14 protein-coding genes are annotated in these 12,715 nt (G+C 39.8%); 10 read left to right on the forward strand and 4 right to left on the reverse strand.

All coding sequences use genetic code 11. The features are described 5' to 3' along the window. Positions 1-63: 63 nt before the first annotated feature. A complete protein-coding gene (gene gltX, locus IGI52_RS15245) occupies positions 64-1,575 on the forward strand; it encodes a glutamate--tRNA ligase (protein WP_016181642.1) in 1,512 nt (503 codons plus the stop codon). 62 nt (positions 1,576-1,637) lie between these two features. On the opposite strand, the gene IGI52_RS15250 is transcribed toward gltX, so the two are convergent. Next, positions 1,638-1,955: a type II toxin-antitoxin system RelE/ParE family toxin gene (locus IGI52_RS15250; protein ID WP_016181641.1), complete on the reverse strand. Its 318-nt coding sequence runs from the start codon at positions 1,953-1,955 to the stop codon at positions 1,638-1,640. Next, entirely contained in the window at positions 1,952-2,206 is a 255-nt protein-coding gene (locus tag IGI52_RS15255; RefSeq protein WP_016181640.1) for an AbrB/MazE/SpoVT family DNA-binding domain-containing protein, read from the reverse strand. Before IGI52_RS15255 ends, IGI52_RS15250 begins: the two co-directional genes overlap by 4 nt. 230 nt (positions 2,207-2,436) lie before the next feature. Here IGI52_RS15255 and IGI52_RS15260 point away from each other — a divergent pair, with 230 nt between their 5' ends. Continuing rightward, positions 2,437-3,270, forward strand: coding sequence for an AraC family transcriptional regulator (locus IGI52_RS15260; RefSeq protein WP_016181639.1), 834 nt, complete (start codon positions 2,437-2,439; stop codon positions 3,268-3,270). A gap of 57 nt (positions 3,271-3,327) precedes the next feature. Further along, positions 3,328-3,786: a VOC family protein gene (locus IGI52_RS15265; RefSeq protein ID WP_034877305.1), complete on the forward strand. Its 459-nt coding sequence runs from the start codon at positions 3,328-3,330 to the stop codon at positions 3,784-3,786. 139 nt (positions 3,787-3,925) lie between these two features. On the opposite strand, the gene IGI52_RS15270 is transcribed toward IGI52_RS15265, so the two are convergent. Further along, a complete protein-coding gene (locus IGI52_RS15270; protein ID WP_016181637.1) occupies positions 3,926-4,657 on the reverse strand; it encodes an MIP/aquaporin family protein in 732 nt (243 codons plus the stop codon). Between the two features lie 216 nt (positions 4,658-4,873). Then, positions 4,874-5,881 carry an alcohol dehydrogenase catalytic domain-containing protein gene (locus IGI52_RS15275; RefSeq protein ID WP_016181636.1) on the reverse strand — a complete coding sequence of 336 codons (1,008 nt, stop codon included), beginning with the start codon at positions 5,879-5,881 and terminating at the stop codon, positions 4,874-4,876. Between the two features lie 257 nt (positions 5,882-6,138). Between IGI52_RS15275 and IGI52_RS15280 the strand changes: the two genes are divergently transcribed. The 7 genes from IGI52_RS15280 to IGI52_RS15310 all read left to right on the forward strand — a co-directional run bounded on the left by IGI52_RS15280 (position 6,139) and on the right by IGI52_RS15310 (position 12,604). Continuing rightward, positions 6,139-6,765, forward strand: coding sequence for a DUF1054 domain-containing protein (locus IGI52_RS15280; protein WP_016181635.1), 627 nt, complete (start codon positions 6,139-6,141; stop codon positions 6,763-6,765). A 308-nt stretch (positions 6,766-7,073) separates the two neighbouring features. Next, complete coding sequence (locus tag IGI52_RS15285; protein WP_016181634.1) at positions 7,074-8,543, forward strand: BglG family transcription antiterminator; 1,470 nt, start codon at positions 7,074-7,076, stop codon at positions 8,541-8,543. Position 8,544: 1 nt separating this feature from the next. Beyond that, complete coding sequence (locus IGI52_RS15290) at positions 8,545-9,039, forward strand: PTS sugar transporter subunit IIA (protein ID WP_016181633.1); 495 nt, start codon at positions 8,545-8,547, stop codon at positions 9,037-9,039. Between the two features lie 23 nt (positions 9,040-9,062). Beyond that, complete coding sequence (locus tag IGI52_RS15295; protein WP_034877263.1) at positions 9,063-9,377, forward strand: PTS fructose transporter subunit IIB; 315 nt, start codon at positions 9,063-9,065, stop codon at positions 9,375-9,377. A 198-nt stretch (positions 9,378-9,575) separates the two neighbouring features. Then, positions 9,576-10,661 (forward strand): PTS fructose transporter subunit IIC, encoded by a 1,086-nt coding sequence (locus tag IGI52_RS15300; RefSeq protein ID WP_016181631.1) that lies wholly within the window; start codon positions 9,576-9,578, stop codon positions 10,659-10,661. A 168-nt stretch (positions 10,662-10,829) separates the two neighbouring features. Then, a complete protein-coding gene (locus IGI52_RS15305) occupies positions 10,830-11,681 on the forward strand; it encodes a class II fructose-bisphosphate aldolase (RefSeq protein WP_016181630.1) in 852 nt (283 codons plus the stop codon). 23 nt (positions 11,682-11,704) lie between these two features. Beyond that, positions 11,705-12,604 carry a ketose-bisphosphate aldolase gene (locus tag IGI52_RS15310; protein ID WP_016181629.1) on the forward strand — a complete coding sequence of 300 codons (900 nt, stop codon included), beginning with the start codon at positions 11,705-11,707 and terminating at the stop codon, positions 12,602-12,604. Positions 12,605-12,715: the final 111 nt, after the last annotated feature.

The raw sequence follows: 12,715 nt of genomic DNA on the forward strand, positions 1-12,715 counted from the left end.
TCTGTTATTAAAGTCCTAATAATTGCATTATTTATTAGGGCTTTTAAACTGGAGGGAATCAAATTGAAAAAAGACAAAGTAGAAGTTACCGGCGACGTACGAGTTCGTTACGCACCAAGTCCAACAGGTTTTTTACATTTAGGGAATGCGCAATCGGCGTTATTCAACTATCTGTTTGCCAAACATTATAAGGGAACTTGGGTATTGCGAATCGAGGATACTGACTTGAAAAGAAATGTTCCGCATGGTGAAGAAAGCCAGATGGAAAATCTTCATTGGTTAGGTATCGACTGGGACGAAGGTCCGGATAAACCGAAAGTTGAATTTGCCCCTTACCACCAAAAAGATCGTGTGAATTTGTATCACAAATATGTACAACAATTATTAGACGCTGGTTTAGCCTATAAAGACTATGCCACCGAAGAAGAATTAAAAGAATTACATGACCAACAAATCGAAGCCAAAATCGCGCCTCATTATGATGGTCGCTGGTATGGCGCAACAGAAGAACAAATCAAACAAGCCGAAGCAGAAGGCCGAAAACCGACCGTTCGCCTTCATTTGCCTGAAGACCATGTTTATGGCTGGGACGATATGATTAAAGGCCGGGTGGAATTCAATTCAGACAATATCGGCGGAGATTTCATTATTGAAAAAAGTAATGGCATGGCAACGTACAATTTTGCCGTAGTGATTGACGACTATTTGATGAAGATGACTCATGTTTTACGCGGGGATGACCATATTGCGAATACACCAAAACAAATCGCAGTATACGAAGCACTAGGTATCCCGCAACCGCTATTTGGTCATATCACACTGATCTATAGCTTGGATACTCATAAAAAATTGAGTAAACGTGATAAAAATACCCTGCAATTCATTAGTCAATATCGTAAATATGGTTACTTGAATGAAGCGTTGCTGAACTTTATCGCCTTTCTTGGTTGGTCACCAGTGGGAGAAAAAGAATTGTTCACTCGTGATGAATTGATCGAAGCTTACGATATCAATCGGATGTCTGCTTCGCCTGCTTATTTCGATCAAAAGAAACTTGACTGGACCAATGCGGAATACATTAAAAAAACTTCCGTTGACGAATTAACTAGACGAATCATGCTGTTAGTTGACGCTGCTGAAACAGACGTAGCAGAACAATTAAAAGCAATCGGCATCGAAAAGGATCTTGATTTTGTTAAAAAAGTCGTGGATATCTATCACACAGAAGCCAAGACTTTAATGACATTTATGGAAAAAATCTTGTTTATCAAAAATGCCAACCAAGTGACCTTCACTTATACCGACTTGGCAGAATTTGATAGCGAAGGCGTTAAACAAATTTTGACTGCGATGTCAGAAAAAATAAAAGATGCGACAGAACCAGTGGATTATCCTGCCATCTTGTCAGCTGTTCAAGCAGAAACAGGACAAAAGGGTCGTAAACTGTATATGCCGTTGAACGTCGTCTTCACCGACAGTAAATCTGCTCCTCAAATCACAGATATTATGTCGGTTATGCCGAAAGAAACGGTTCAGCATTTGATTGACAATGCGTTGGCGTTTCTAACTAAATAAATGGAAAACTGCGATTCTCGATGAGAGTCGCAGTTTTTTAGTTAATCATTGTGCTTGGTCTTTTAAAATTTCAGATGCATTTGTTTCTGTTTAAAGATTTTTCCAATTAGAACTGAATGATTCTCTTCATCGATTCGGTAAAAGATTGCATAACTTTGACCAATCAAGATTCGATAAGTCGGAATGTCAAAACCATATAATGGAGAAACATCTTCATACATTTTAGGAAATAGTTTTAATAATTCTAGTGAGCGATAAATTAATTGAACGAAGTGTTTGATTTTTTCTTCTGAAAGAAAAAGTTCGTTCTCCCATTCCGATATAAGCTGGATCAGGCTATTTCTAAAAGAGACGGAATAAATGAGCTGATAAGATTTCATTTCTCACCCCAACCATATTTGCTAAAGAGCGTAGTCATTTCTTCTTCAGAAACAGTATGATTCGTTTCAAACTCTGCAAAACTCTCTTCGATTAACTCACGATCTTTCTTTTTTGCGACTTCTTGGGCATCTAATATGAAGTAATTTCCTTCTTTTTTAACCTCCAAGATATCTCCCTCGTGTAATCCCCATTCTTTAGGGAATATTCCTCCAACGGAATTACCAATCTTCCGTACTTTGATTTGTCCCATTCAAATCCCCTCTTTTTTATAGAATTATAACACGTTATAACTATTTAAGGAAGTTATGAATATCTAGTAGCAACTAAAAAAGTCTTGATATGATGATAGAATTGAGTCATTAATATGAATGAAGTTGCCAGTTTTACTTTCTACTTCAGTAGATTAGTAAAATGGTATCCGGAATGAAAATCAATCAATTTTAACCAAAATTGAATCGTTACTATGAATGAGGTGAGGGAATGATCAATCAAAAGGCGTTGTTTTTGTATCCGCAGAATCAACGGATTATTTTTCGGAATCAAGACTGTATGTATGTGAGGCCACATGCGGCATTGTTGCCTTATATTTCGAATTATACATTGACTTTTCCGACGAAACAGGCGATTTCTGAGAATTATACGGTCATTCCTCATGGTTGTGGGACATTAGTATGCGGGTTTAAGGACCATCAAATCGAGAACCAGCTACTTGGGCCAATGACTGCGGCTGCCAATGTAGGTGAGGAAGCTGCGACTTTCAATCAGATATTCATCGTGGAATTTCAACCGGCTGGACTTCATGCGTTTCTAAGTCTTAAGCAAAATGAATTAGCGGATCGGCATTTTTCTTTTCAATTGCTTCATGCCAAATTGAATCAGGTACTGATGGAATTGTTGGAGGCAGCGGAAAGTGTGGAAGAGCTACTGGCTGGAGTTGATCGTCTATTTGTTCATGCTCTCTTAAAGGACTGTCCGCCAGAGTTGGCTACTTCGAGAAAAATGATCGTTCAACAATCAGGAAATATCTCCTTAAAGAAGTTGTCTAATGAGGTATTTTATAGTGAACGCCATCTTACGCGACTGTTTAATGAATATCTGGGAATGAGCACCAAAATGTTTGCTCGTTTAGTCCGAGTTAATCAAACGATCCGTTTACTAAATCGAAGGCAAGGGGTAATTACAAAAGTGTTGGAACCCGCCGGTTATTACGATTTCTCTCACTTCAATCGTGATTTTAAACTGATGACGGGCATTACACCGCAAGCTTATCAACGGAAGATGTCCGATTTTTACAGTGAAATCGCCAAATTCTAAGGGTATATTTAGTAAAAAAGGAAGGAGAGTCGAGTAGCGGCTCTGATGGTGATAGGAATGAATTTTGGTGGAGTGTTATTGGCAGTGAAGGATATGACGAAGGCGAAGCAGTTCTATGTAGAGGTTATGGAACAAAAAATAGAAATGGATCTGGATAATGTTCATGTTGCTTTTGAGAGCGGCTTTTCATTACAGGCTGATTATCAAGGGTTGTTGGGTGTTCCATTGAATCCAAAGGAGCAGTCGGATAATTTTCAACTGTATTTTGAGGTTGAGGATTTAGACAAATGGGAAGACAAGCTTTCAAAGGTTGAAGGAATCGACTTTCTGCATCACAGTAAAGAGTATCCTTGGGGGCAGCGTGTGCTGCGTTTTTACGACTATGATAAATTTATCGTGGAGGTCGCAGAAAGTATGGCTAGTGTGGCGAAACGCTATTTGGCTCAAGGCATGACTGTAGAAGAAACGGCTGAAAAAACAATGTTTCCGGTCGAGTTTGTTGAAGGATTGGTTTAAATAGAAGGAAGAGCTAGAGTGGCTATTCTTTTTTGATTGAATTAATACGTGATGGAACTGTAAATAGTAGGCAACAGCTCTTTTTAGGAGATTGTTGATTAAAAAAACTGCCGCAAAAAATTGCGGCAGTTTCGTGTTTTTAGATAAACAATGCTTTATATAATGCGATTGCTACGATTGAAGCAATGATTGGGGCAAGTACTGGTACCCATGAGTAGCTCCATTGTGAATCGCCTTTGTGTTTCAATGGTAAGATGGCGTGCATGATACGAGGACCTAAATCACGAGCTGGGTTTAAACCTGGGCCAGTTGGTCCGCCGAAGGATGCGACTAATGTCCAAACTAAGAAACCTAATGCTAAGTGTGCTGTTCCTAAATTGTTTTGGAAGAATGGCGCTTTGGTAATTCCTAGTGCGCCGAAGAATAAAATGAATGATCCGAAGAATTCATTCACGAATCCGTTAAATTTAGAACCGACACTATTGATCGTTGAGAAGGTACCTAACACATGTAGTTTGTCTTCTGTTTGATCGTAATAAGGCTTGTAGCTGGCTACTACGACTAATTGTCCGACCATCGCACCAAGAATTTGGACAACGATGTAAGGAAGAACCTCCGCCCAAGGGAACATGCCGCTAACAGCTAAACCAATCGTAAACGCTGGGTTGATGTGATTGCCGCTGATACCGCCAAAAATCATTGCAGGAATCATAACCCCGCAGCCATAACCTACTGCAATCAACATCCAGTCACTTCCGTAACCTTTTGTCCCTCTTAAATCAACATTGGCAACTGCACCGTTTCCTAGCATTACTAGCAAAGCAGTTCCCAAGAACTCAGCTGCTAACCGAGTAGTCAGTGAATAATCCATAAAGACCTCCTATAAAATAATTGAAATGAAAATGTAAATGAAAATTTCATTTTATATCTTAATCCCATTCTTTGTAATTAGCAAATGTTAACCTCAGAAAAACGAGAAATTTCTATAGGAAATGACAACAAACGTTATGGAAGCAAAGAACAGCTTCTTTTTAGCTCCAAAAATTGTTTTTCATAAAAAAATCTCGTTCAATTGAACGAGATTGTGTCAGTTGATTAAAACTAGATGACGAAAGTTTGGGTTGTTTTCGATCAGCTTATGAGCTCCGTAGAAATTTTTATCTGAAAAGCCGTTTAGCTGTGCAGTCAAAATGGATGTTAGTTGATTTTTTTCCCATAAATAGACCAAAAGCTCCATGATCTTGCGGGAATACTCGATGCCTTCATCGGTAGTAAAAGAAGCCTCCAAGAAATCTTCGCAATAGAAGTTGAGATAGTCTGGATCAAAATTTTTCTTTTTCTTATTAATGAAGTGCAAGAGCAGCACCTTGGCCGTATCCTTGAATTCCGACAGATGATCGAAGTTTTTTTCCTTTTCAGTATCTAAATTGATCACATAATCAACCGGTGTCATTTCCGCGTTTGTCAATTCTTTTGATAGCTGAGTGGATTGAGAGACGACGACATCCGCCCCCATGTTTTTGATCCAGATTTCTGAATTGTTTTTATCGATCGTAGCGGCGACCTTCAAGCCAGCCCACTTCGCTAATTGGATAATGGTCGCGCCTAGCCCGTCAGAGGTGTTTAGGATCAATAGGTTTCCCTGATTTTTTTTCGGCTTAGGTGTCAATTGCAGTTGGCTGAACAACACTTCAAAAGCCAAGAAAAAGCTATAGGAAAAAGCGGCGGCTTCATCGGTAGGAAAAGAGTCTGGCAGTTTGACGATGGAACGGACATCAGCGATTTGAAAGTTACTATAGCTGCCGTATTTTCCGACCTTATTTACATAGAGAACACGGTCACCAACATTTAAGTATTGATTGCTGCTGCCTAGTCGGGTAATAATGCCGACACCGCCAAAGCCTAAAATATAGGGTTTCTTCGCTCCTTTAATCGTTTGTCGAATCTGGGTATCTAAGGTACTTATCGAGATAGCGGAAATTTTTATCATCACATCATTTTCTCGTAGTTTCGGAAGCATGATCTTGTATTGTTCAAATTTTTTGTCTTCTTTTAAACGAAATTTTTTCTCGAAGCCAATTGCGTCTGAAATCATTCGTTTTACCCTCCTCAGAAATAAATTTCTGAATCTCCAATAATAAAATGGCTACTTATAATATACTTGATTTCACAAAGAGAAGGAAATATTTTCTTTAAAATAGCAAAAGAATCAGCGAGTTTTATCAAAATTTTGAAACGATGTTTGTTCGAAGGGAAAATCACTACGAATTTTTATCAACATGGGTAGTTGATAACTTGTGACTCAGCGATAAGATAGGTAGAATTACGATAGTAGGAATAAGGGGGAGTAACATGTTCACTGAAAAGAGTTTTGAAGTTTTTGATATCGACGGCTTGGATGAACGAATGGCAGCGATTCGCCAGGAAGTTCAACCAACTTTTCAACAGTTAGATGAAGTTTTTCAACAGGAGTTAGAGCCGCTGCTAGACGAAAAGCTATTTATCCACATTGCCCAGCATCGCCGCAGGACGACCTATCCGCCTGAAAATACTTGGTCAGCATTGAGCCGACAAAAGCGTGGATACAAAATGGAGCCGCATTTTCAGCTGGGAATTTGGCCGGAGTATGTTTTTATGTGGCTGTCCTGTATTGATCAGCCGAAGGAAGAAAAAGCGATTGCGCAAATTTTACTAGACCATCCAGAAATTTTTGAAAACTTATCCCCAGATTTTGTTCTATCCGGTGATCACACAAAGCCGAAAGTAGAAGAGCTATCGCCAGAACGCATAGAAAAACTGTTGATAAGGTTTCGTGATGTGAAAAAAGGCGAATTTCAAATTGGTCGAATCATCAAAAGGGAAGATCCGATTTGGAAAAATCCGCAAGCCGCTCAAGCATTTATGGTAGAAACCTATAAACAATTGGTACCAATTTATCAATTAGCGAAGCAAGCAAGTTTTGCACAGGTGGAAAACTAAAGCATAATTTCAGTCAAAAAGGGTATGAAAATAAAATTCTTGTGTTGGGGATAACTAGTTCGACAGCGATTTTTTCGCTGTTTTTTTTATCCGTTCAAGAAAAATGGAGGGAGGTGAGAGAATTGGTCAATCTGAAGCACTTTCTTAGAGTATTAAATTTTTTTACTTTTTTGAGGATCAAGTTATTTTCAACGAATAATTTAAAATAGTTATTGAAAGCGTTTTACGGAAATGTCCATTTCAATGGACATAAGAAAAAATGTACGTGAATAAAAAAAGGCTATATTAATGACAAGGAGGTTGACAAAATGCAGCTAAGCAAACGTGAAACACAATTGATCGAACTGTTTATCAAACATGGGATGACACTCACCGCTCAAGAGTTAGCTGAATTTGCCAATGTTTCCACGAAAACCATTTACCGTACGATTAAAAAAATCAATGAAGCCTCCGATGTCGGAGAGCTCATTTCAGCGGAAGTCGGAAAAGGATTTCGTTTAGATTATGACAATTATTTAAAAGAAAGTGTCCGAAAACGAGGCAATGATACTGTGCAAGGTCCATCAGAAAGAAGGAATACAATTCTGTTGGCTTTGTTATTCAAATCCCCCAAAAAAGTGTTGATCAATGATTTGTTCGACGAATATTATGTCAGCAATACCGTGATTACGAATGATTTGGTACGGATGAATGAATTTTTGCTGAAGTACCAGCTGTCACTGATTCGCAAAGGACAACGTGTCTCTATCGAAGGAACAGAAAAGCACATTCGCAAAGCGGTGAATCATTTGATCAGCGCGAATCGTGTCTGGGAGGAAGACTTTTCCACACAACAGGAAAAAATCAGTTCCTATGACATCAACTTTATTACTTCGTTATTAGAGTACATTGAAAGAAAATTGCAAAACGGGATTGCTTATCCCTATAACAGCAATATCTTTTCTCATATTTACATTTTAATCAAACGTGTACGGGAAGGAGAAATTCACGCAGATACCTGTGCGGAGCTGTTAGATCCTGATGAAGAAGCACTGATCACGCAATATGATCAACTGTATCAGCTTTCCAAGATGGTGATTACAAAGCTGAATCATTATCTGAATATTGTTCTACCGGAAAGTGAGACGTTTTATTTATTCCAATACCTGATTTCTTCGCGAATGGAAAAGGAACCAATCAAGCTGAATCGAAAATCAAAGGAAGCATTGGCGATCACTGATTTTTTTGCCACCGAAATGAGTCGCTTGATGGGGATGAAGGTCGATCATCAGCCGAATCGCCAAGATCTTTATGAGCACATTGACCCATTATTGTATCGTTTGAAAAACGAGATCATCGTTAAAAATGATTTATTAGGAGATATCAAGCTGGAGTATCCAGAGGTTTTTCAACAAGTCCAACAGGTCAGCAAAGCGGCCGAAGAAAAGTTTCAATTAAATGAGATTTCTGAAGATGAGATCGGATTTTTGACTTTGTATTTTGTGAAGTATAAAGAAATGATCCATTCGAAAAAACGTGTGCTGATCATGTGCAGCAGCGGGGTAGGGACTTCAGAGCTATTGAAGGTAAAGGTTCGCAAAGCATTTCCCGAGTTAGAAATTGTCGATGTCTTATCGGCACGCAAATTTTCCAAGGCACCAGAAAAGTATCAAAACATTGATCTGATTTTAACCACTGTCAATTTAACCATCGACATGATGATCCCGACGATTTTGGTGAATTCAGTATTTACAAAACAAGACGAAAAACGAGTGAAAGAGATGTTAGGAGAGATATGAGATGACAGCAGAGCAAATGATGGACGATTTCAGTATCGCGGATGTGATTACCGAAGATTTAATCCAATTAGAAATGAAAGCGACAACAAAAGAAGAAGCAATTCATGAATTGACACGATTGCTAATGGCAAATGGGGACATTGCTGACGAGGACGACTTTATGGCAGATGTTTTCGAACGCGAAGCAGAAGGCATGACGGGAATCGGAAATAGTATTGCGATTCCTCATGGAAAATCGGATAGCGTGATCAAGACCTCGTTAGTTGTCGGTAAAGCCGCCATGCCGATCCCATGGGAATCCTTGGATGAGGAACCTGTTCGCGTAATTATTTTATTCGCCGTGAAGAATACCGATGCCAACACTATGCATATCAAGTTATTGCAGAAGGTTGCGATGCTCTTAGCCGATGAAGATTTCATCGAAAATATGGTCAATGCTCGGACCAAAGCGGAAATGATGGAATTGTTATCAAAGGACCCAATGGAAGAAGATTAAAAAAGAAAATGGAGGAATAGATGATGAAAATTGTTGGAGTCGCAGCGTGTACGTCAGGCATCGCCCATACGTACATTGCCAAACAGAAATTAGAAAAAGCCGCCAAAGCCTTAGGTCACACCGTTCACATCGAAACACAAGGAACCATCGGAACAGAAGACGAGTTAACCATGGAAGAAATCAAAGCCGCCGATGTCGTGATTATCGCCGCAGACATCAAGATCGGCGGAAAAGACCGTTTTGAAGGAAAAAAGGTGGTGGAAATCCCGACCAGCATGGTAATCAAAGCACCAAAGGGTTTGATTAATAAGATCGAAGAGGAAATTGTAAAGGCGTAGGAAATTATTTCTTTAACTTTAATATGAAAAAGGATGCCAGTTCCACTCTTCATAGTTTAATCAGTGAAGAAAACACAGCATAGAATTAGTCCACTGCAAAAGAATAAAAATCCTAGTGGAATGGTATACGGCTTGAAAATCAGACTTATTTTTCTGGAAGAAAATAAATACATTAATTTGAATAAGGAGATGAACTAAATGTTTAAGCAGCTTCAATTGAAAAAGCATGCCCTGACGGCAATCTCGTACATGTTACCGGTTGTTGTTACGGCAGGGTTGTTGATCGCGATTGGAAATTTGACAGGTGGCGGAGTGATTGAGGATTATAAGGCGGCCTATTCGGTTCCAGATGCGTTAGTCTCATTGGGTGTTTTGGGGATGGGATTATTGGCACCGGTTATCGCGGGGGCCATCGCGTATTCAATTGCTGACCGTCCGGGTATTGGACCTGGTTTGTTTATGGGGTTGATCGCGAATGCCATCGGTGCTGGTTTCTTAGGCGGGATGCTCGGTGGTTACTTGGTTGGTTTCTTTGTACTATTCTTAGTGAAAAATCTGAAGGTTCCAAAATGGGCACAAGGTTTGATGCCGATGATGATCGTACCGCTCTTATCTACATTGATCATTGGCTTATTGATGTTCTTTGTCATCGGATTGCCGATTGTTTGGGCAACAGAAGCGTTGACCGAATTCTTAGAAGGGCTACAAGGTTCGGGTAAATTCTTATTTGGCTCAATTGTTGGCGGAATGGCTGCCTTTGATTTCGGTGGTCCGGTTAATAAAGTAGCGTCACTATTTGCCGATGGCTTGCTACTAGAGGGTGTGCAGGGACCAGAAGCCGTGAAAGTATTGGCTTCTATGGTACCGCCGTTTGGTGTCACGATCTCTTGGGTATTATCTAAAATTGTTCGCAAACGCAAATATTCCAAAGAAGAGGAAGACAATATCAAAATCGCTTTCCCAATGGGACTTTGCATGATTACAGAAGGTGTTATTCCAATCGCAGCAGTTGATCCATTGCGGGTGATCTTCTCTTGTACAGTTGGCGCGGCAATTGGCGGCGGCTTGAGTATGTCGTGGGGCGTTGGTTCGCCGGTTCCGTCAGGCGGAGTGTTCATTATCCCAGCGATGACTGATCCATTGAAGTTTACGTTAGCGTTATTGATTGGTTCAGCGATTACCGGAATTTTGTTGTTCGTTCTGAAGAAAGAGCCAGTGGAAAATGAAATCAAGGACGATGAAGAAGAGGAAGAAGTAGATTTTTCTTCCATCAAGATTTCGTAGTAAGGGTGTCAGTTCCACTTTTCGCAGTTAGATTCGTTGAAAAAACTTAAATCAAAAGCAACACAGAATCACAGGTAATGAACCCAGTGGAATGATATACGGCTTGAAAATCGAACTAATTTTTCAGAGAAAAATTAATTCTTTAGTATGAAAAAGGAGTTTTGTCACATGTATGTTTCGATGAAAGAAATGTTGCAAAAGGCCAATCGTGAAAACTATGCCGTAATGGCGATCAATTGCTTCAATTTGGAAACAGCCAAAGCGGTAATCGAAGCGGCAGAGGAAATGCGTTCACCGATTATTGTCGATTTATTGCAGGATCATTTAAAAGAGCATTTGGATATTCGCTATTTGACCCAACCGATTATTCGAATGGCAAATAATGCCAAAGTCGAAGTGGCGATTAATTTAGATCATGGACAGGATGTCGCGTTCGTGAAACAGTGTCTGCATGAAGGCTTTTCCAGCGTCATGATGGATGCTTCGATGTATTCGTTAGAAGAAAATATTCGGATCACTAAAGCCATGGTAGAGCTGGCGCAGGTCTACAATGCCAGCGTAGAAGCTGAAGTTGGCGATATGGGGGCGGTGGCTGGTGATCATTTTACCAATGATGAGATGTACACCGATCCCGACGATGCGATTCGTTTTATTAACGAGACGGGTGTTGATTGTTTAGCACTGTCTTATGGTTCCAGTCACGGAGATTATCCAGAAGGGTATGTGCCGGATTTCCGGTTTGATATTGTCGAAAAAATCAAAGCAGCGACAAATTTACCGTTAGTATTACATGGCGGATCAGGCGCAGGTGAGAAAAATATCCTGCGTTCGATCGAATTAGGGATCAATAAGATCAATGTGGGTTCAGATTTTATGAAGGCGCAAAAAGCCGAAGTCCAAAAGCAATTAGCAGAAAATCCTGAGGTGGATTATCCGACGCTTGTTCATCAAACGATGGCAGCTGGAAAAGAAGTTGTGAAACGGTATATCGAACTTTCGGGTTCAAAAAATAAATCTTAAAATGAGAATGGAGACAAAGTCAAATGTTAATCAATATGAAGCAAATGCTAGAAGTCGCAAAGGAAAATAAATTCGCCGTAGGAGCCTTTAACGTCGCAGACAGTAATTTCTTACGCGTAGTCATTGAAGCAGCGGAAGAAAATGATGCGCCAGCGATCATCGCGGTTCATCCAACTGAGTTAGATTTTACCAAAGATGAATTTTTCCAATATGCGGTATCTCGTGCAAAAAATAGTTCGGTGCCATTCGTTATCCACATGGATCATGGGGATAACTTAGCCAGCATCATGCGCGCTGTCCACTGTGGATTCAGTTCAGTCATGATCGATGGGTCATTACTACCGTTTGAAGAAAATATCGCCATCACGAAGGAAGTCGTTGATGTTTGTCATAAGATTGGTGTTTCCGTTGAAGGGGAATTAGGTACGATCGGGAATACGGGAACATCGGTTGAAGGCGGCGTGTCGGAAGTTATTTACACGAAACCAGAGGATGCCGAAGAATTTATTGAAAAAACCGGGATCGATACATTGGCAGTGGCAATTGGTACGGCTCACGGAATTTATCCAAAAGACATCAAACCTGAATTGAAGATGGATGTACTAGAAGACATCAAGAGCAGAGTCGATATTCCATTGGTGCTTCATGGCGGATCAGCTAATCCAGATGAAGAAATTGCCAAAGCGGTTCAAATCGGGATTCAAAAGGTCAATATTTCATCTGACTACAAATATGCTTTCTACAAAAAATGTCGTGAGATTCTTTCGACTACTGAATTATGGGACCCAAATGCGATCTATCCAGAATGTATTGATGCAGCTAAAGCCGTTGTCAAACAAAAAATGGAGCTGTTCAATTCGATCGGGCAAGCTGCGATTTATCGTAAGGAAAACGTGTTGCCTTGGAGACAGGACTTGAATTAAAAAATTAAAAATAGGTTCTAGGCTCAAAATTTGAGCTTAGAGCCTATTTTTATTCTAACAATTAAACATTGTTTTGTTTCTTTTCTAACTTTTGTTGAGAACACATTATGC

Origin of the sequence: Enterococcus sp. DIV0187, assembly GCF_051713785.1 — a bacterium.
GTDB lineage: Bacteria > Bacillota > Bacilli > Lactobacillales > Enterococcaceae > Enterococcus_A > Enterococcus_A avium.

Bases quoted from the DNA above. Each gene is read 5' to 3' on its own strand.
- IGI52_RS15250 (WP_016181641.1), bottom strand. From the start codon at position 1,955: ATGAAATCTTATCAGCTCATTTATTCCGTCTCTTTTAGAAATAGCCTG.
- IGI52_RS15255 (WP_016181640.1), bottom strand. From the start codon at position 2,206: ATGGGACAAATCAAAGTACGGAAGATTGGTAATTCCGTTGGAGGAATA.
- IGI52_RS15260 (WP_016181639.1), top strand. From the start codon at position 2,437: ATGATCAATCAAAAGGCGTTGTTTTTGTATCCGCAGAATCAACGGATT.
- IGI52_RS15265 (WP_034877305.1), top strand. From the start codon at position 3,328: ATGAATTTTGGTGGAGTGTTATTGGCAGTGAAGGATATGACGAAGGCG.
- IGI52_RS15270 (WP_016181637.1), bottom strand. From the start codon at position 4,657: ATGGATTATTCACTGACTACTCGGTTAGCAGCTGAGTTCTTGGGAACT.
- IGI52_RS15275 (WP_016181636.1), bottom strand. From the start codon at position 5,881: ATGATTTCAGACGCAATTGGCTTCGAGAAAAAATTTCGTTTAAAAGAA.
- IGI52_RS15280 (WP_016181635.1), top strand. From the start codon at position 6,139: ATGTTCACTGAAAAGAGTTTTGAAGTTTTTGATATCGACGGCTTGGAT.
- IGI52_RS15285 (WP_016181634.1), top strand. From the start codon at position 7,074: ATGCAGCTAAGCAAACGTGAAACACAATTGATCGAACTGTTTATCAAA.
- IGI52_RS15290 (WP_016181633.1), top strand. From the start codon at position 8,545: ATGACAGCAGAGCAAATGATGGACGATTTCAGTATCGCGGATGTGATT.
- IGI52_RS15295 (WP_034877263.1), top strand. From the start codon at position 9,063: ATGAAAATTGTTGGAGTCGCAGCGTGTACGTCAGGCATCGCCCATACG.
- IGI52_RS15300 (WP_016181631.1), top strand. From the start codon at position 9,576: ATGTTTAAGCAGCTTCAATTGAAAAAGCATGCCCTGACGGCAATCTCG.
- IGI52_RS15305 (WP_016181630.1), top strand. From the start codon at position 10,830: ATGTATGTTTCGATGAAAGAAATGTTGCAAAAGGCCAATCGTGAAAAC.
- IGI52_RS15310 (WP_016181629.1), top strand. From the start codon at position 11,705: ATGTTAATCAATATGAAGCAAATGCTAGAAGTCGCAAAGGAAAATAAA.